Source organism: Lactobacillus sp. XV13L (assembly GCF_059900875.1).
Genome location: NZ_JBWXGD010000003.1, coordinates 64,879 through 82,848 on the forward strand (window position 1 = coordinate 64,879; position 17,970 = coordinate 82,848).

Consider the following 17,970-nt stretch of genomic DNA (forward strand, 5'->3'; position numbering starts at 1 on the left):
GGGTAATTATGGCTGATATCGGAGACAAATTACGCAGTGCTAGAGAGGCCAAGGGCCTTTCAATTGGGGATATTGAAAAGGCAACGAAGATTCAGGGCAGGTACCTGACGGCAATTGAGCAAAATGATTTTGACAAGCTTCCCGGAGAATTCTACGTGCGGGCCTTCATCAGGCAATACGCCCAGGTTGTTGGCCTAGACGGCAAGGAACTGCTCAGTGAATTTCACAAGGAGATTCCCAGTGTTGAACCCGAGGAATACGTTAAGGATTCGATCGACAACAAGAGCGAAGAGGTAAGCAAGACGACCAGCAGCAAGAAAAAGCTGTGGCAGGATTACCTCCCCCGGATCGTTGTTGGCGTAGGGGTTATCGTTGTTATACTGGTGTGCTATGTCGTATACGCACACTTCTCATCCAATAATAACCAAAACAATGACACCGCAAACGATGTGGCTATTTCTTCGGAGAATACGCACAAGTCCAAGAAGAAAAAGAAGGTCAAGAAGAACCCGGTAAAAATTAGGCAGGTAGCGGTCAACCAGTACCGGGTCACCGGCCTGAAATCAAACCGCAACCTGGTCGTTCGCGCCGGGGACCAGGCGACGACTGTTTCTATCGCAATGAACGGGGTTAACCAGGGCGGGCAAACTCTAGCGGCCGGGCTCAAGCACACGGTGAGGATTCCGGATACTGCTCAAACAGTAGTGGTGACTTTCAGCAACGCCCGTGGGACCTCGATTTCCATTGGGGGCAGGAAGGTGCCGTACGACGTGCAGTCTACCGGCCTGACGCTGACCTTCTTCATCGGCAACCGCCGCGCGCCGCAGCCGGGTTCATCGACTGCCAACCAACAGAATCGCTCCGGCTCCACCACTGGCACCGCTAATTCCGGCACCGCTCGTACCAACCGGCCAAACCAAAATAAGAACCAGGGCCAACAGCAGCAAAGCGGCAATAATAGAACTAACGGGACGAATAATAGCGGGCAGACCGGGCAGAGTGGTCAAACTGGACAGACCAGCCAAAATGGCGGCCAGACCGGTCACGACAATAACCAGACCACTGGCAACGGGCAGAACAATCATTCTGAGGGTTCCTCGTCTGGCAATAATGGTAGCAATAACTAAATGTTGTAGAAGAGGAGTTAAGAATGAATTTACCAAATAAATTAACGGTTTTACGGATTTTTATGATCCCGGTCTTTATTTTGATCGTGATCTTTGGTGGGAATGCGAGCGTCCAGGTTGCCGGTACTACGGTCTACTGGAGACTGGTGGCTGCCGCGGCGGTCTTTGCCGTTGCGTCTGCCACCGACTGGTTTGACGGCCACATTGCCCGGGCCAACAATCTGGTGACGAACTTCGGCAAGTTTGCTGACCCATTGGCGGACAAGATGTTGACGATGACGGCATTCATCATGCTGATACCGCTGAACCTTGCACCGGCCTGGATCGTTGCAATTATTGTTTGCCGCGAGTTGGCCGTTACGGGGCTCAGGCTTATCCTGGCGGAAAACAAGGGCCAGGTTATGGCAGCCGCAATGCCCGGCAAGATTAAGACGACGTGCCAGATGCTGTCGATTATCTTTCTTTTAATTGGGGACTTTTATTACAGCGGAACAATTCTGCTTTACCTTGCCCTCATCTTTACCATCTACTCCGGATACGATTATTTCCGCAGTTCATGGGATGTTTTCCGCGGTTCGATGTAGCAAAAACAGGACTGCTTTAAAAAAACACTAACAGCGTTAGTGTTTTTTTCTTGCCGCAATTGCGGCAAAAAACTGCCGTCATAAAGGCATAAGTTTGCTTAACACACGTTACATTGCTAAGATTGAATTATACTATCAGTGAAAAAGGGGGATTTTATGGGAAAGAAGATACCAATGGTTGAGTTCAAGGATGTCACGAAGCTGTATCCCAAGATGAAAAAACCTGCCGTTGCCAATATCAGTTTTGAAATAGATCAGGGTGAGTTTTGCTGTCTGATCGGTACCTCGGGCTCGGGCAAGACCACGTTGATGCGGATGATCAACCGGATGAACAGCGTGACCAAGGGCGAAGTGCTGGTCGAAGGCAAAGACGTGAAGACGCTCAACCCGGTCGACCTGCGCCGTCACATCGGCTACGTCATTCAGAATAATGGCCTGATGCCCCACATGACGATCCGTGAAAACATCATTCTCGTTCCAAAATTGCTGAAGTGGTCCAAGGATAAGCTGAACAGCGAGGCGCACAGGCTGATCAAATTGGCCGAATTGCCCGATTCTTACCTTGACCGCTACCCGGGCGAATTGTCCGGGGGTCAGCAGCAGCGAATTGGCGTTGTGCGGGCGCTGGCTGCCAATCAAAACCTGATTTTGATGGACGAGCCGTTCGGGGCGCTTGACCCGATAACGCGTGAAAGCCTGCAGGATATGGTGCAAAACTTGCAGGTGCAGCTGGGCAAAACGATTGTCTTTGTCACGCATGACATGGATGAGGCGTTGAAGCTGGCCACGAAGATTGTTGTTTTGCATGACGGGCAGCTGATTCAGGTGGGCACGCCGGATGATATTCTGCGGCACCCGGCCGATGACTTCGTCAAGAGTCTGATTGGCGAGGAACGCCTCTCTGAGGCCAAGTATGAGACGGTTAAGGTCAAAAACGTGATGTTGACCACGCCGGTCAAGATTAACCTGGGTGCTTCGCTAACCGAGGCCCTGACAATGATGAAGGAGCGCCATGTGGACACGTTGCTGGTTGTTGACGATGATGACCACCTCAAGGGCTATGTCTCAATCGATATGCTGCAGCGCAAGTACCACAAAACGCGCAGCGTCAGTGACATTCTCATCACGGATTTTGCCACGGTCGGCCCCGACGAGTACCTGCGGGATAATTTCCGCCGCATCCTGAGCCACAGCGGGCAGTACGTGCCGGTTGTCGATAAGGACCAGCACCTGATTGGCATCGTCACCCGCTCCAGCCTGGTTAATGTTGTTTACGAAAAAATTTGGGGCGACAAGACGCCCCTGCATACGCAATCCAAAAAAGAGGCGAATTAGTATGTCGGTTTTTTTAGCTCAGCACGGTTCAGAATTGATTGTCAAAACCTGGCAGCAAATCTACATTGCGGCCATTTCGCTTGCGTTGGGCATTATTGTGGCGGTTCCGCTCAGCGTTCTTCTGCTGAAGTTTCCCCGCACGGCCAAGGTCGTAATTGCCGTTGCCAGCATGCTGCAGACGATTCCCGCCCTGGCGCTCCTGGCGATGATGATTCCGTTTTTCGGGGTCGGGCAGGTGCCGGCGGTTATTGCGCTCTTTTTGTACAGCCTGATGCCGATTCTGCGCAACACATACGTGGGCTTGACGAGCGTCAATCCCGATACGGTTGATTCGGCGCTTGGTCTGGGCATGACGAGGATGCAGCTGATTATGAAGGTTGACATCCCGCTTGCAATGCCCGTGATTATGGCGGGCATCCGTCTTTCGGCCATCTACGTCATTGCGTGGGCAACGCTTGCTTCCTACATTGGTGCCGGTGGCCTGGGCGATTTTATCTTTAACGGGCTCAGCCTGTACCAGCCCGACCTGATCCTGGGTGGGACTATTCCGGTAATTATCATGGCACTTTTAACGGATTACCTGCTGGGCAAGTTGGAACGGCGGATTACGCCTAAGGGCATATGAGGAGGACGCTGATGAAAAAAGATTTCAAAAAGATAACGCTGGCGTTCCTCGCTTTCGTAGTCATGGTGGCTACCAGTGCCTGCGGCCTGCCGGGCTTGGCGGATACGCGGGGCAGCAGCGCAAATATCCGGATAACGGCACTGACCACTACGGAATCACAGATAGTTGCCAACATTATCGCGCAGCTGATTGAAAAAGAGACGCCCTACAAGGCTTCGATTGTCAACAACCTCGGCTCGGCCCCAATGCAGCACCAGGCCCTAGTGCGCCACGACGCCGATATCCAGGCCGCTGCTTATGACGGGGGAGAACTGACGGCCAACTTGTTGCTGCCGCCGATCAAGGACTCGCGCCGGGCAAACGCCACGGTGCGCCGCGAGGTCAAGAAGCGCTGGGACCAAACCTACCTGCACACCTATGGCTTTGCCAATAATTATGCGTTCATGGTACGGAAGAAGGACCAGCAAAAATATCGTTTGTACAAAATTTCGGACCTGAAGAAGGTGGAAAACAAGTTTTCCTTCGGCGTTGCGTCCGAGTGGGTCAATGCGCCCGGCGTGGGCTATCCGGCCTTTCAAACGGCGTATGGCATGACCTTTAGCAAGGCGCACCCGATGAACATCGGGCTGGTTTATTCGGCCCTGAAGAGCGGCAAGATGAACGTCATCCTGGGCTACTCGACCGATGGCCGCATTGATTCCTACCACCTGCATCTGCTCCAAGACGATAAGCACTTTTTCCCACCCTACAACTGCGGCATGCTGATCAATAATTACCTGCTGCGCGAGCACCCGGAACTAAAGCCGCTTTTGCGGCGTCTTGTCGGCAATATTAACGTGCATGAGATTCGCAAAATGAACTTCCAGGTGGATGACAAGCTGCTGGAACCAGCAACCGTTGCCCGCCAGTTTTTAGTGAAGCACAATTACTTTAGGGGGCAAAATAATGGCTAAGTTATCTTTATGGCGGCAGTTTATCTATTATTATCAGCATAATGGCGGCTACGTGCTTGAGCAATTCAACCGCACGTTTCTGATTTCAATATACGGGGTCCTGTTTGCCGCAATCATCGGAATTCCAATCGGTATTTTCATTTCGCGCAATGCCCACCTGGGCGACTTTGTAGTGGAAATTGCCAACTTCATCCAGACCATTCCCTCGCTTGCCCTCTTGTCAATCATCATGATCGGGCTGGGCCTTGGCGTCATGACGGTCATCGTTACCGTCACGCTGTATTCGCTCTTGCCGATCATCAAGAACACGTACACGGGCATGCGGAACGTCAACAAGGACATCATCGACTCCGGCAAGGGCATGGGCATGACGAAGCTGCAGCTGCTCTACATGGTGCGCCTGCCGCTGTCGCTGTCCGTAATAATTGCCGGCCTAAAAAACGCGCTGGTCATCGCGATCGGGATAACCTCAATCGGTTCGTTCGTTGGCGCGGGCGGTCTGGGCGACATTATCATCCGCGGAACCAACGCCACGAGCGGCAGCGCAATAATTTTGGCGGGTGCACTCCCGACGGCCTTGATGGCCATCATGGTCGACCTGCTTCTGAATTTTATGCAAAAATGGCTGCAGCCCCGGGGACTCAGACGGTAAAATTTTAGGAGAAATGTGGCTTTTTTGGCGTAATTAATAATGCAAGGCAAAAAAATCAAAACGCTTGTTCGCTTTTTCTTGCAAATAACAAGTGAATCAAAGTATAATTAACGAGGATTAATTAACGATTATTAGAGGAGGAAAACAAGTCTTGGCCAAAGATGAAAAGAAGGCTGCGCTGGACGCGGCACTGAAGAAAATTGAGAAAAATTTTGGCAAGGGTGCCGTTATGCGGATGGGCGATAAGGCAAACACCAAGATTTCAACCGTTCCGTCCGGTTCGCTTGCGCTAGACGCCGCCCTCGGCGTGGGTGGCTACCCCCGGGGACGAATAGTTGAAATTTACGGACCAGAATCTTCCGGTAAAACCACCGTTGCACTGCATGCGGTTGCTGAGGTCCAGAAACGCGGCGGCACGGCGGCCTATATCGATGCCGAAAACGCAATGGATCCGGCCTATGCCGAGGCACTGGGCGTTGACGTGGACGCGCTGATTCTGTCCCAGCCCAACACGGGTGAAGAGGGCCTCCAGATTGCTGATACCCTGATTAGCAGCGGTGCCATCGACATCCTAATTGTTGACTCCGTTGCGGCGCTTGTTCCGCAGGCTGAAATAGACGGCGACATGGGCGATAGCCACGTCGGGCTGCAGGCCCGTTTAATGAGTCAAGCCCTGCGCAAGCTCTCCGGCAACATCAATAAGACCAAAACAATTGCGATTTTTATCAACCAGATTCGTGAAAAGGTTGGCATCATGTTTGGCAACCCGGAGACCACGCCTGGTGGTCGTGCGCTCAAGTTTTACGCGACCGTTCGGCTTGAAATCAGGCGGGCGGAGAAGATTAAGCAGACCGGCGGTGAGATTACCGGTAACCGTGTCAAAATCAAGGTGGTCAAGAATAAGGTTGCCCCGCCGTTCAAGGTTGCCGAGGTTGACATGATGTACGGCCAGGGGATCTCGCAGAGCGGTGAACTGCTTGACATGGCGGCCGAAAAAGATATTGTCAACAAGGCCGGCTCGTGGTATTCATATAATGACGAGCGGATTGGCCAGGGCCGTGAGAACGCGAAGAAGTACCTGGAAGAGCACCCGGATATTTACGCAGACGTTGAACAGCAGGTGCGCCATGCCTTTGGCATCGATGAGGACTCGATTGCCGACCGCGAGGACCCGGAGAAGGTCAAGGCGAAGAAGGCCCAAGAAGTCAAGCCTGCAGAAAAGGAGGCTTCCGCAGATAAGGAAGCCGATAGCAAAAGCAATTAGAGTTGAAGAGATTAACCTTGACCTGTAAAGTGGTCAAGGTTTTTTCTATTAATTGACATAACCCTTGCGGTTCTTTATCATTAATACTGTGTGAATAATCTTAAAAATAAAAAAGGCGATAGTAATCATGACAAAAATAATTTTGATTCCCGTCGCGATTGTTATTATTTCAATTTTAATGGGTGCAGATATTGGATACCTTATCCGCAGGGATATCTGGGAAAAGAAGGCGCAGAATGCGCAAAACGATGCCGACCATATTCTAACTGAAGCAAAAAAACAGGCAGCTTTAACTAACTCTGAAGCTTTGCGACAGAAGGTGCTAGTAGAGCAGAGTGCGCAAAACACCAAGAAGGAAAAAATTCTTGAGGCGCAGGAAAAGATTCAGGGCTACCGGCAAAAAGTTGAAGACGACCTGAACGTCAAGCGTGCCGAAATTGCACGTGACAACAATCGTCTAAAACAGCGTGAGGATACGCTTGACCACAAGAACGAGCTGCTGGTGGAACGTGAAAATGGACTAGCCAAGAAGGAGGAACAATTAAAGAAGGACCAAACTGAACTGAGCAAGAAAGTTCAGGATGCAAATGATTTAATTGAACAAAGCCAGCAAAAGCTTTACGAAGTTGCCCACTTAGACCAGGAACAGGCGAAGAAGCTTGTTCTGAATCAATTATCTGAGCAATTGTTCAAGGAGCGGGCAGAAATGATTAGGAACAGCAATGAAGAAGTTCATGCCAAGGCCGATCATTATGCGCGCAAGGTAATTATTGATGCAATTCAGAGCAGTTCTGCCGATACCGTTGCCGAAACCACGGTTTCGGTGGTTGACTTGCCCAATGAAGAGATGAAGGGACGGATTATCGGCCGTGAAGGCCGCAACATCCGTTCATTTGAAGCCCTCACTGGTGTGGATCTGATCATTGATGATACGCCTAAGGTTGTTACCCTCAGCGGGTTTGATGCGATCAGGCGGGAGATTGCCAAACGGGCAATGGAGCGTCTGGTTAAAGACGGTCGGATTCACCCAGCTCGCATTGAAGAGATGGTGGACAAGGCACGCAAAGAAGTAAACGACGATATTTATGAAGCGGGTGAGAGCGCCTTGATGGAGCTGGGGATTCACAAGATGAACCCGGAACTAGTCAAGATACTCGGCCGGCTTAAATATCGGACCTCTTACGGGCAAAATGTTTTGGGGCACTCAATTGAAGTTGCCAAATTAGCCGGAACAATGGCTGCTGAACTTGGTTTAAATGAAAAATTAGCGGTTCGCGCGGGATTATTACACGATATTGGAAAAGCCATCGATCATGATATTGAAGGTTCACACGTCGAAATTGGCGTTGAGTTAACCAGGAAGTACCATGAATCAGATGTAGTTGTTAACGCAATTGCGGCGCACCACGGGGATGTGCCGAAGTTATCGTTTATTGCCGAACTGGTTGTTGCGGCAGACACGATTTCCTCGGCCCGGCCGGGCGCCAGGAGCGAAAGCTTGGAAAACTATATTAGACGGTTGACCGAGCTTGAGCAGATTGCCAAGCGGTATGACGGGGTCAAGCAGGCATACGCCATTCAGGCCGGACGTGAGGTCCGGGTGATGGTGGAGCCGGAGAAGATTTCGGACGACCGCATCACCGTTTTGGCACGTGACATTCGTAACCAGGTTGAAAAAGAACTGGATTACCCCGGTAACATTAAAATTACCGTTATCCGCGAAAAACGCGTCGTTACAGTTGCAAAATAGGCAAAAAACTGGATCTTTGGATCCGGTTTTTTGTTTGCCTATTTTTACTGTGACTTATATCACTAATTCGCAAAGAGCTGTGGCGTAGTTAGACATAAAATATCGCAATTAATTATATTTTGCTAAAATGAAAGGGTATACAATAATAATTAAGTGGAGGGAGATAAGCTGTGGGCCAAGAAGAAACACGCGAGTGTAAGGACTTTTTGCAGGAGTTGGGTTATCCGTTTGACTCGATTTCTGGTTTGCTGGATGCCGGTGCAATAAGCAAGTATTTAAACTCAAAGTGGATCAAGAATTCACATGTGTTTGAAATCCTGGATAAAAAAGCAAGCGACAAGCAATTACTGAAATGCAGCGACGTCCGCAATTTTTACCAGTTTATGCCACCGTATTTTGCTGCACTGTCAAGTAAGAATGGCAAGCAGGCAATTTTCCGCTTAGCGTCTTATGAGCAGTTGATTGGTCCACTGAAATTAGGCACATTTAAGGAGGGTGAGAATTTACGAATTCATATCAGTTACCTTGACCAGTACCGCAAAAGGTCTCGCTTTAGTCTTCTGGTTGATCAGTTGTCGTTGGTTAGCATGTTGCGGTTTGGTACGAATAAACGGGTTGAGCCGGTTTCAATCGGCAGCATGTTCACTTATGGTCCGGATATATCCGCGTATCTGGGGATTGCCCCGCAGAAGAGCGTGGACAATTATCTGGTGTTCAAAGAGCAGGATTTGCTTCAGTCCTTTATTACCCAAAACGATATACTCTGGAATTTCATGGAGCCGGGTTTAAAGAAATACATTGGCGAACTGAACGTTGATCCACCCTTTGCAGCCGTAGTGCAGAACACGCTGTTCCGGCTGATTGCCGGGGGTAACTTTCAGTTGAAGGACGTAGCAAACTCAATCGGTATCTCGCCACGCACTCTCCAACGCTGGTTGGAAAAAGAGGGAACGACCTTTGAAAAGCAGCTAGTCACAGTTCAAAAATTCCTAGCACTGAACTTGCTTCAGGACGTGAACATAGATACAGCTGAGGTCAGTTTCTTAGTCGGTTTTAGCAATGTAACAACTTTTTATAAGGCCTTTAAAAAGTGGACGGGCAAGACTGTGCTTACGTACCGGCACCAGGTTATTATAAAGAAAAATAAGGATAACCAAGAAATGTAATACTATAAAGAAATCTAAAATGAAAGGAATCTAAAATGATTTTAAAAGATAATGAAACGTGGAATGCAAGCTATGACGTTGTTGTAGTTGGGGTTGGCGGTGCTGGTGCGACGGCTGCCCGTTTTGCGGCGGATAATGGAGCTAAGGTGCTGCTGGTGGATAGCGCACCCGAAGGTCATGAGGGTGGCAACACTCGTTATTGTGGTCAGATTGTCCAAGCCGGCTATGATTTTAACAAGCTGAAGAATTATTTCTTGCAGATGACGGCACCACTTGATCTCGATGAGCAAGTCTTGGACACCTTTGTTAAAGGGATGGTTAACTTGCCAGCTTACTTCACCAAGTACTTGGGTGGCCCAGCCTTCAGCGTCAGAAAAAATCCGGGGAATAAAAACGTGGCGCTCCTGGCTTACATGATTGCCGAGTATCCGGAATTTGAGGGAGCCGAAACGAATGACGATTTACTCATTCACGACCATATTTTTGATGCAGCTTTATGGAAAAGGCTGCGTCAAAATGTTCTTAATCGAAGTGATAAAATTGATGTGCTCTACTCAAGTCCGGCCCAACATCTGCTTCAGAATAGCGACAAGACAATCATTGGCGTTCAAATAGAAAATGGAGGTAGGCGGTTCAACATCAAGGCTAGAAATGGTGTTATCTTGACTCTGGGTGGTTTTGAAAACAATGAGCAGATGATTCAGGACTATCTTGGTGAAACAAGACTATTGCCATACGGGTCACTGTACAACAATGGGGATGGCATCAAGATGGCAATCGAGGTTGGCGCAGACTTATGGCACATGAACAATTATGAACCGGGCGGCCCGGTCAACATTGCGGCTCCTAAGGGCCAGCGGGCGCATAGCACGATGGCGTGGACGGAACTCTTTAAGGGCTCCCTCATTACAGTTGGCGATGACGGCACCCGTTATATTGCGGAAGACGATCCTACCCGGCACGGTCACCGCTACAATCACGGCATTTGGCGGATTCCGCTAGCTCAAGTGCATCCGCACCTGGTTTTTGACCAGAAGAAGTACGATGAGTTTATGGCAAGTGTTAATGACAACTTCCAAAAGGAAACTCTAGCCAAGGTTGTAAAGTCGGATACAATTGCTGAGCTCGCCAGAGAAATCAACGTGGATTCAGCCGTCTTGGAAAATACCATCGAAACCTATAATTTCTTTGTTGACCAGGGCGTGGATTACCAATACGGCCGTAAGCCAGAATCGATGGTCAAGATTTCGCTGACGGGTCCGTTTTATTCTTTGCCCCAGCAGCATACGATGCTCAATACCCAGGGTGGACCGCGGCGCAATGAAAAAGCTGAGGTACTGGACACAAATCATGAAGTTTTGCCACACTTATACGCTGCTGGTGAATTGGGGCATGTTGGTGCTAACCAGTACAACGGTGGCGGTGATATTGCTGATTGTCTGATTTTTGGCAAGATTGCTGGCGAAAATGCGGCTAAAGTTAAGGAAAAGGGCTCAGTTATGGCTACCAATGCGAGTTCAACCGTTATTGACGCAGCCTTTCCGACATCTGCGCTCAGGGCCAAGACTTATGAAACTGATAAAAATCAGTACATTGGCAAGTCGACAAGCGGAATAGGTAATGAAATCGTTGTGCGCGTGACTGTTGATGACCAAAAGCAGCTGCGTAAAATTGAAGTCTTAAAGGAGAGCGAGTCTCCTGATTATGGCGGCAAGGCCATCAAGCAGTTGCAGGAAAGAATGGTTAGAGAAAAGACGACCGACGTTGATGCGGTGTCAGGTGCGTCTGCCACAAGCCGTGCCTTCAAAGAAGCCGTTTCATCTGCGACGATGCAAGCTAAATAAGAAGAAGGGTGAGAGTTTATTATGGCTAATTTAAGGGATGGGATTTACCAAGGAACTGGATCCGGCAACCGTGGTCAGATTCAGGTGTCAGTCACGGTTAAGGATAATGCAATTAAGGCGGTTAAAATCGACCAGCAGGATGAAACAAGAGGCATTAGTAACGCTGCCCTGAAAATAGCCCCCGAATTAATTGTTGAGCACCAGTCGTATAATATTGATGCGGTCACGGGTGCGACCATCAGCTTCCAGGCGGTGCAAAAGGCCGTAAAGGTCGCTGTTGCTAAGGCCGGCAATCCGAAGGGCTTGGATAAGAAGGTTGATTTGAGGAATACGACGCAAGAAAGAGAGCACCGAGATTACCGTTACGTTGATCCTGCTAGTCTAGATTTTACTGATGAAGCGGACGTCCTAGTTATTGGCTCGGGTGCAGCTGGCCTGTCGGCCTCGATTGCAGCCAGCCAGAAGGGCGTCTCTGTTCTCTGCCTTGAATATACGTCCAGCTACATGCTCTCCGACATGACTCTGTCGGGTGGCTACTATAACGCTGGCGGTGGCACCAGCCTGCAGGAGGCACAGGGCGTTGCAGACTCAAAAGCAAACTGGAATAATTATCTCAAGGCCGTTGGCCAGGGCTACGAGGATCCGGACATGCGCATGACAATCGTTGAACACGGTGCCGAAGACTATGAGTGGCTTGCAAACGACGTTGGTGTTCACTTTGAAGAGGTCCAGCAGATTGGCAATGAGGACGCCATGAAGAAGTACGCTGTTCCAGCGGCCCGGTCACACCTCACGGTAGAGAAAAGCGGCTACGGTCTCTCCAAGCCATTGTTTAACAAGGCCAAGGAGGTTGGCGTCAAGTTTATCTTTAATATTACCGCAGAGAATTTAATCACTGACCGGCAGAATCGTGTGATTGGCGTGCACACTAATAAGGGCAATTACCGTGGCAAAGGCGTAATTGTTGCCACCGCCGGTTTCTCACGTAACAAGGAGATGTTGAAGAATTTTGCACCTGATTTTGCTGTTGGTAAATCCTATGGTTCAATTCGCCAGATGGGCGATGGTATTACCATGGGAGCAGAAATTGGAGCTAAATTAAAAGACATGTGGATGCCAATTGCCCAGTCAATTGGTACGCAGTCGGGTGATAATGTCTGCATTGGGCCCCTCTGCACTGCTTGGACCAAGCCTTACATTTGGGTTGGAACTGATGCCAAGCGGCACTTCAGAGAAGATATGTACTTTGAGTTTGCGTCAAAGAAAATTGCAGGTTTAAATCAGGGCTTTGTCTGGCTACTCTTTGATGGGGGCATGGCTAATGAGATGCCCACTGCATTTTCCGCTCCCGCTCCTTCACCGCACCTTAAACGTGAAGTCGAGGACGGGTACTTCAAAAAGGCAGACACTATTGAAGAATTGGCCCGACAGATTGGCCTTAATCCTAAAGTTCTGCATGAAACACTTGCACGGTGGAACAAAGATGTGGCCCAGGGCCGGGATACAGAATTTGGACGTGAGAAGGACCTGACGGCCTTTAAAGCGCCGTATTATGCGGCCAAGCTTGCACCGTCGACCCCGGACATGGCTGGTGGTTTAAGCATCAATATCAAGTCTGAAGTCTTAGATAATCGCAATCAGCCTATTGCCAACCTCTACGCCGCCGGTAGTACAACTGGTGGCTGGCGCGGGATGATTTATCCGGGTTGTGGCATGGGCATTACCAACGCGGTCGTCTTCGGTAGGATTGCCGGTACAAACGCTGCTGACAATGCACAAAAAAAGTCTGATACTAGTTCAGGTGCATCACTAGCATAATGAAAAGGTCAAACTGAAAGGTTTGACCTTTTTTGGTCGACGCATTTAGCCAGTGTGTACACTTATAAACGGCTCAAAATCTTATTTAGCGATACAAATTGGCTGCACCGGTAATTAAGTACGACCATTAAGCTGTGCAGCGATTTGTGCATTTTTGGGCAACCTTGTATAATTAAGGCAACTTAACGATGAAAGTAGCTAACTATGTTTAAAATTATTGTTGAAATATTCTTTTTGGTGATCATCCAGGCTGCCATTACTCCCTTTATCAGGCGGCTGGCCTTTGTTCTGGGCGCCGTCGATAATCCCAATAAGCGGCGGATTAACAAAAAGCCGATGCCAACCTTGGGCGGATTGGGCATTTTTGTCACTTTTAACATCGGTGTCTTTGTCCTCATGCGGGAGCAGTTTCCCACCCACGAGGCGTTTAGCATCCTCTTGGCGTCCAGCGTAATTGTGCTCACGGGCATCATTGACGATATTATGGAACTAAAGCCGAGGCAAAAGATGCTCGGCATATTTACGGGCGCCATGGTCATCTACTTTTTGGGTGGCATCAAGATGAACGTGCTCAACCTGCCCTTTGTGAATAAGCAGATCAATTTGGGCTGGTGGAGCCTGCCCGTTACAATTTTTTGGATCCTTGCCTTGACCAATGCGGTTGACCTGATTGATGGACTCGACGGCTTGGCTGATGGGGTGTCAATGATCTCGCTCATCACGATGGGGATTGTGGGCTACTTTTTCCTGCACACGGGGCAACTGTATATCCCCATCGGCTGCTTCATGCTCGCGGCATGTCTGCTGGGCTTTTTGCCGTACAATTTTCACCCCGCTAAAATGTTTCTCGGTGACACGGGTGCACTTTACATCGGCTTTATGATTGCCATTTTTTCGCTCAAGGGGCTCAAGAACGTTACATTTATTTCGCTGCTCGTCCCGGTCACGATTCTTGGAGTGCCAATCACGGACACAATCTACGCAATGATTCGGCGCAAGCTCAATAACCGGCCGGTTTCGGAGGCTGACAAGCACCACTTGCACCACCAATTGATGAAAATGGGGCTGACGCACCGGCAGTCAGTGCTTGCAATTTACGCACTGTCGCTCGTCTTTTCGTTTATATCGCTGCTGTTTTTGCTTTCGCCGGTTTGGGGGATGTGGCTGCTGATTGCCGGTTTAGTTCTTGCTTTGGAGCTTTTTGTTGAGTCGATTGGCTTATTGGGCGAAAAGTACAAGCCCCTCTTGCAGTTAACGCAAAAAATAATCAACTCGCGCAGCAAAAAGGATCCCACCGTTGAGGTGTGGCACCTCGGGCAGGACAAGCCGGATCAATTGAAAAGCAAAAACAAGCCCGGGGCGGACAAGTAAAAAAGACTGGCAATACCGTTTTTTAAAGCGGTAGCTGCCAGTCTTTTTTTGTTAGGGCAAATTATTGCGGGACGGTGACCACACCCTTACTGTTCGTGGTAGTTGGTGGCGCTGACCGGGAGCTCATTGTAGCGCCGGTCGCCCAAGGCAAATTCAATCTTGCAGGCCAGGAGGTTGGTCAGCTTGTCCTCAAGGTCCTGCTGGGCGTCTTCATCGATAAAGAGGTGGATGGCGACGTCAACGCCGTAGTCGATGTGGGCAACGAAAATCTGCTCTTGGGTTAAAAAATGCTGGACCTCGTCAAAGCGGTTGTAGGGAACGTGAAAAATGAGCTCCTGCTGCAGGACGCGCTTGACCACTCCGATGGCCTCGACGCCCTTGGTGACGCTGTTTGAATAGGCCCGAATCAGGCCGCCCGCGCCGAGCTTGATCCCGCCGAAGTAGCGCGTGACAATAACGGTCACGTTTTTTAGGTTCATCAGCTGAAGGGCCTTCAGTTCGGGCACGCCCGCGGTCCCGGACGGTTCGCCGTTATCGCTGGCCTTGACGTGCTCGTCGTTGGGCCCAATCGTGTAGGCGTAAGTGTTATGGGTTGCATCGCGGTATTTTTGTGTGGCTCCTTCAATCGCCGCTTCGGCTTCGGCAACTGTCGTGGTTCGCACCAGGGTTGCGATGAAGCGGCTCTTTTTGATGGTCAGCTCGTGGCTGCCGTTTTCTTTAATCGTTAAGTAATTTTGCGTCTCTGGCAAAAGATCTGCCTCCTTTTTGCGTAGTTAATGGTGGAGGGTGAGAGTATGGAAAATTTAACACGCCTCGCCGGCCGCCAGTGGATTAGCCGTCAAGAGGATTTTAGCATAAGAGCGGGACTAACCAAAGTCAGGGCGATTGAAAATGGCCGCTGCAGCCGCTGTGGCGCCACGGTCACCGCCAAGCTGCCCGGCGGACGCTTCTACTGCCGGGCCTGCATCGGAATCGGCCGCGTTGTTGAGGGCGACTGGCTGGTGCGCTACACAGGCAACGGTGCGTTTCCCCACCTTAAAAACGGCGGTCTGACGTGGAAGGGCCGGCTGACCGCGGGGCAGGAAAAAATTGCCCGCAGCCTGGTGGCTAGCCTGGATAAAAAGGAGAGCGTGCTTGTGCATGCCGTTACCGGTGCCGGCAAGACAGAGATGCTCTTCCCCCTGGTTGCCGCGTGTTTGGCCCGCGGGGGCCGCTGCTGCATTGCGACGCCGCGCATCGACGTGGTCAATGAACTGTACCCCCGTTTTCAGGCGGCGTTTGGCGCAGTCGCCATCGGCAAGTACCACGGCCGCGAATTTAAGGAGCCGGGACTAGAGCAGCTGACGATTTGCACGACGCACCAGCTGCTCAAGTTTTTCAGTGCGTTTGACCTGCTGGTCATCGATGAAGCAGATGCCTTTCCCTATGCCGGGGACGAGCAGCTGCACTTTGGGGCACGCAGCGCGGTCAGGGCCGGCGGCATGCGCGTTTACCTCACGGCCACGCCGACTAAAGACCTGCTCCAAGAAGTCGCAGCGGGCCGGATGCAAGTCCTGCGGCTCAACCGCCGCTTTCACGGTGGTCTGCTGCCGGTTCCCCGTGAGCGCTTTTTTCTGCGGCCGTTTTTACAAAGGGGCCGGATCAACGCCCACCTGCTGCGAGAGATTGTGAACGCAATTGCGGCCGGCCACCCCTTGCTGCTCTTTGTTCCGCGGATTGATCAGATTCCGCTCTATTTGGCTGCCCTCAGAAGGGAAGACCGCCTACAGGGCGTTGCGCTTGCCGGGGTGCACGCCCGGGACAAGGACCGCTTGGAAAAGGTGGACGAGTTCCGGTCTGGAAAGCTGCAGCTGCTCGTTACCACGACCATCCTGGAACGCGGCGTCACCTTTAAGAACGTGTGGGTGATCATCGTCCAGGCCGACGACCAGATTTACACCGCATCGAGTCTCGTTCAGATTGCCGGGCGGGTTGGCCGTGCGGCAGACGACCCAACGGGACTTGTGGAGTTTTGCTATCGCAAATACACGGCTAGTATTCGCCGGGCGGTGCGGCAGATCAGGGAGATGAACGAATGAAAAAGTGCCTTCTGTGCGGCCAGGACTTCGTTTTGCCTGTCCCGCTCCTGCGCCTTTTTTCCCGGCACGGGGCTCGTGCGTCCTGTATTTGCGGACGCTGCCTGGCCCGTTTTCGCCGCCTTCCCCAGAAGCGCTGCCGGGTGTGCTCCGGGCAGCTCGAAGACGGACAAGCAGGGATGTGTGCGGATTGCGTGAGGTGGCAAAATATTTACGGCTCCAACCTGTTGCACAACCAGGCCCTCTACCGCTATAACGAGGCCTTTCACGACCTGATGGTCAGATACAAGCGCTACGGGGACTACGTCCTGCGCCACGTTTTGCAGGAATTGTGCTACCGTGAACTGCACAAGCGTCATGCCGATTTTTATGTGCCCGTGCCGACGTCGCCCGAACACAGCGCTAAGCGCCAGTTTGATACGGTCAGTGCCATTTTTGGCGATCTGGTCCACCTGACGCCGATCTTGGGCAAAAAGCCGGGTGGGGGCGCGCAGGGGGAAAAAACACGCCGAGAACGCCTCGAGAGCCAGCAGAATTTTTTTGTTAAAGAAAGGCTTAAGTTTAATTTAAATAATCATAAAGTTCTACTGCTGGATGATATTTATACTACTGGTCGAACGCTGTATCACGCTCGGGACGCGCTTGCAGCGGTTTTTCCAAAAGCCCGCATCATGAGCTTCTCAATTTGCAGGTAGAATTATCTTGTTCTGTGCTTTTAAGTTTTGCTATAATATAGATAACGTAAAACTGCACGAGCAGTTGAAAGGAGAGTCTCATATGTTAAAGTATAATATTCGTGGTGAAAATATTGAGGTAACCGATGCTCTAAGAAGTTACGTTGAGAAGCGACTGAAGAAATTAGAAAAGTATTTCGAGTTGAATCAGGACATGCTTGCCCATGTTAACCTGAAAGTATATCGTGATCACACGGCTAAAGTTGAAGTTACCATCCCACTGCCATACTTGGTATTGCGAGCAGAAGAGACAACTGATGACATGTACCGCAGTATCGACTTTGTTTCCGAGAAGCTGGAGAGACAGATCAGGAAGTTCAAGACGCGCGTCAACCGCAAGAGCCGGGAGAAGGGCATGAACGACTTTTTCGTCGAAGCAGCAGCGGAAGAACAGGATGACGATACAAAGGACAACAGCGAATTTGCTATTGTCCGCAACAAGCATATTGGCCTGAAACCGATGAGTCCAGAAGAGGCAGTTTTACAAATGAACATGCTGGAACACGATTTCTTTGTTTTCCAGGACGCTGAGACCGACGGCACCAGCATTGTTTACCGGAGAAATGATGGCCGCTACGGTTTGATTGAAACAAAATAATAATGTTATTTAGGCGGGGCCTCACCTCTTGTGTGAGGTCTTTGTTTTGTTTATTTTTCATTTAGGGCCAATCA

General features: G+C 50.4%; 16 protein-coding genes. 15 read left to right on the forward strand and 1 reads right to left on the reverse strand.

Annotation, left to right across the window (positions count from 1 at the left end):
* Positions 1 to 8 precede the first annotated feature (8 nt).
* The 12 genes from AC2JF6_RS03095 to AC2JF6_RS03150 all read left to right on the forward strand — a co-directional run bounded on the left by AC2JF6_RS03095 (position 9) and on the right by AC2JF6_RS03150 (position 14,489).
* Complete coding sequence (locus tag AC2JF6_RS03095) at positions 9 to 1,127, forward strand: helix-turn-helix domain-containing protein (protein WP_500729302.1); 1,119 nt, start codon at positions 9 to 11, stop codon at positions 1,125 to 1,127.
* A gap of 23 nt (positions 1,128 to 1,150) precedes the next feature.
* A complete protein-coding gene (pgsA, locus tag AC2JF6_RS03100; protein WP_500729303.1) occupies positions 1,151 to 1,711 on the forward strand; it encodes a CDP-diacylglycerol--glycerol-3-phosphate 3-phosphatidyltransferase in 561 nt (186 codons plus the stop codon).
* A 156-nt stretch (positions 1,712 to 1,867) separates the two neighbouring features.
* The gene (locus AC2JF6_RS03105; protein ID WP_500729304.1) at positions 1,868 to 3,046 is read left to right on the forward strand and encodes an ABC transporter ATP-binding protein; all 1,179 of its coding nucleotides are present in this window, start codon (positions 1,868 to 1,870) and stop codon (positions 3,044 to 3,046) included.
* 1 nt (position 3,047) lies between these two features.
* Positions 3,048 to 3,671 (forward strand): ABC transporter permease, encoded by a 624-nt coding sequence (locus tag AC2JF6_RS03110; RefSeq protein ID WP_500729305.1) that lies wholly within the window; start codon positions 3,048 to 3,050, stop codon positions 3,669 to 3,671.
* An 11-nt stretch (positions 3,672 to 3,682) separates the two neighbouring features.
* On the forward strand, positions 3,683 to 4,624 hold the full coding sequence (locus AC2JF6_RS03115; RefSeq protein ID WP_500729306.1) for a glycine betaine ABC transporter substrate-binding protein: 942 nt from the start codon (positions 3,683 to 3,685) through the stop codon (positions 4,622 to 4,624).
* Positions 4,617 to 5,276: an ABC transporter permease gene (locus tag AC2JF6_RS03120; RefSeq protein ID WP_500729307.1), complete on the forward strand. Its 660-nt coding sequence runs from the start codon at positions 4,617 to 4,619 to the stop codon at positions 5,274 to 5,276. Before AC2JF6_RS03115 ends, AC2JF6_RS03120 begins: the two co-directional genes overlap by 8 nt.
* Positions 5,277 to 5,427: 151 nt before the next feature.
* A complete protein-coding gene (gene recA, locus AC2JF6_RS03125; RefSeq protein ID WP_500729308.1) occupies positions 5,428 to 6,540 on the forward strand; it encodes a recombinase RecA in 1,113 nt (370 codons plus the stop codon).
* Positions 6,541 to 6,667: 127 nt separating this feature from the next.
* Positions 6,668 to 8,290, forward strand: coding sequence for a ribonuclease Y (gene rny / locus AC2JF6_RS03130; RefSeq protein WP_500729309.1), 1,623 nt, complete (start codon positions 6,668 to 6,670; stop codon positions 8,288 to 8,290).
* 170 nt (positions 8,291 to 8,460) lie between these two features.
* Positions 8,461 to 9,456 carry a helix-turn-helix transcriptional regulator gene (locus AC2JF6_RS03135; protein ID WP_500729310.1) on the forward strand — a complete coding sequence of 332 codons (996 nt, stop codon included), beginning with the start codon at positions 8,461 to 8,463 and terminating at the stop codon, positions 9,454 to 9,456.
* A 35-nt stretch (positions 9,457 to 9,491) separates the two neighbouring features.
* Positions 9,492 to 11,300, forward strand: a complete 1,809-nt coding sequence (locus AC2JF6_RS03140; RefSeq protein ID WP_500729311.1) for an FAD-binding protein — start codon at positions 9,492 to 9,494, stop codon at positions 11,298 to 11,300.
* Positions 11,301 to 11,321: 21 nt separating this feature from the next.
* Positions 11,322 to 13,118, forward strand: coding sequence for an FAD-dependent oxidoreductase (locus AC2JF6_RS03145; RefSeq protein ID WP_500729312.1), 1,797 nt, complete (start codon positions 11,322 to 11,324; stop codon positions 13,116 to 13,118).
* 204 nt (positions 13,119 to 13,322) lie between these two features.
* Positions 13,323 to 14,489 (forward strand): glycosyltransferase family 4 protein, encoded by a 1,167-nt coding sequence (locus tag AC2JF6_RS03150; RefSeq protein WP_500729313.1) that lies wholly within the window; start codon positions 13,323 to 13,325, stop codon positions 14,487 to 14,489.
* A gap of 86 nt (positions 14,490 to 14,575) precedes the next feature.
* Here AC2JF6_RS03150 and AC2JF6_RS03155 read toward each other — a convergent pair whose 3' ends face one another.
* Positions 14,576 to 15,238, reverse strand: a complete 663-nt coding sequence (locus AC2JF6_RS03155; RefSeq protein WP_500729314.1) for a YigZ family protein — start codon at positions 15,236 to 15,238, stop codon at positions 14,576 to 14,578.
* Between the two features lie 45 nt (positions 15,239 to 15,283).
* Between AC2JF6_RS03155 and AC2JF6_RS03160 the strand changes: the two genes are divergently transcribed.
* The 3 genes from AC2JF6_RS03160 (at position 15,284) to hpf (ending at position 17,896) form a co-directional block, all read left to right on the forward strand.
* On the forward strand, positions 15,284 to 16,567 hold the full coding sequence (locus AC2JF6_RS03160; RefSeq protein ID WP_500729315.1) for a helicase-related protein: 1,284 nt from the start codon (positions 15,284 to 15,286) through the stop codon (positions 16,565 to 16,567).
* Positions 16,564 to 17,259, forward strand: a complete 696-nt coding sequence (locus AC2JF6_RS03165) for a ComF family protein (protein WP_500729317.1) — start codon at positions 16,564 to 16,566, stop codon at positions 17,257 to 17,259. Before AC2JF6_RS03160 ends, AC2JF6_RS03165 begins: the two co-directional genes overlap by 4 nt.
* Positions 17,260 to 17,341: 82 nt before the next feature.
* Positions 17,342 to 17,896: a ribosome hibernation-promoting factor, HPF/YfiA family gene (gene hpf / locus AC2JF6_RS03170; RefSeq protein WP_500729318.1), complete on the forward strand. Its 555-nt coding sequence runs from the start codon at positions 17,342 to 17,344 to the stop codon at positions 17,894 to 17,896.
* Positions 17,897 to 17,970: the final 74 nt, after the last annotated feature.